Below are 1,073 nucleotides of genomic sequence, written 5' to 3' on the forward strand. Positions count from 1 at the left end.
GGTCTGGGTGCAGGTGCTAATCCACAGGTTGGCCGTGACGCAGCTCTCGAAGACAGAGATCGAATTAAAGATTCCCTAACTGGTGCCGATATGGTGTTTATCGCAGCTGGTATGGGCGGTGGTACAGGTACTGGTGCAGCACCTGTAATTGCTGAAGTGGCGAAAGAGCTAGGTATTCTGACTGTAGCGGTTGTAACAAAGCCGTTCAGCTTTGAAGGCAAAAAGCGTTTAGCGTTTGCTGAGCAAGGCATCGATGAGTTATCTAAGCACGTTGACTCGTTAATTACGATTCCAAACGAGAAGCTACTTAAAGTTCTTGGTCGTGGCGTAACGTTGCTTGAAGCATTTGCGAGTGCGAATGACGTTCTTAAGAATGCAGTTCAAGGTATCGCCGAGCTAATCACTCGCCCTGGTATGATCAACGTCGACTTTGCAGACGTACGTACAGTGATGTCTGAAATGGGTCACGCGATGATGGGTAGTGGTATTGCGAAAGGTGAAGACCGAGCCGAAGAAGCGGCTGAAATGGCAATTTCTAGCCCACTTCTAGAAGATATCGATCTTGCTGGTGCTCGCGGTGTTCTTGTTAACATCACTGCTGGTCTGGACATGCGTCTTGATGAGTTTGAGACAGTTGGTAACACAGTGAAGGCATTTGCATCTGACAATGCAACCGTGGTTATCGGTACTTCTCTAGACCCAGATATGACTGATGAAATCCGTGTGACAGTAGTTGCGACAGGTATTGGCAATGAAAGAAAGCCAGATATCACGCTAGTCGCTGGTGGTAAAGCGAAAGTAGCTTCGGCTCCTCAAGCTCAGCCACAACAAGTCGCGGCAACGCAAGCTGAAGAAAAGCCGGCACAAACTTTGCAAAATCAAGTGCAAGAGAAGCCACAGGTAACTCCTCAGCCGACAAACACAGTTTCTTCTTCTCCTGCCGCGGGCCAAAGCTCAGCAGCACCAAAGCAAGAGAAAGAAAGCGGTTACTTAGATATCCCGGCATTTTTACGTCGTCAGGCTGATTAATCTTTAACCCATAAATTTGACATGGCTCAAAATTATGGTAGCAT

General features: G+C 47.7%; 1 protein-coding gene. It reads left to right on the top strand.

Annotated elements, in window-relative coordinates:
* A partial coding sequence (gene ftsZ, locus R7P35_RS26000; protein WP_318093352.1) for a cell division protein FtsZ occupies positions 1-1,029 on the top strand: 1,029 nt, incomplete at its 5' end.
* Between the last annotated feature and the right edge of the window lie 44 nt (positions 1,030-1,073).

The sequence above is a fragment of the Vibrio sp. Vb0304 genome (assembly GCF_033338995.1).
GTDB classification, from domain to species: Bacteria; Pseudomonadota; Gammaproteobacteria; order Enterobacterales; family Vibrionaceae; genus Vibrio; species Vibrio alginolyticus.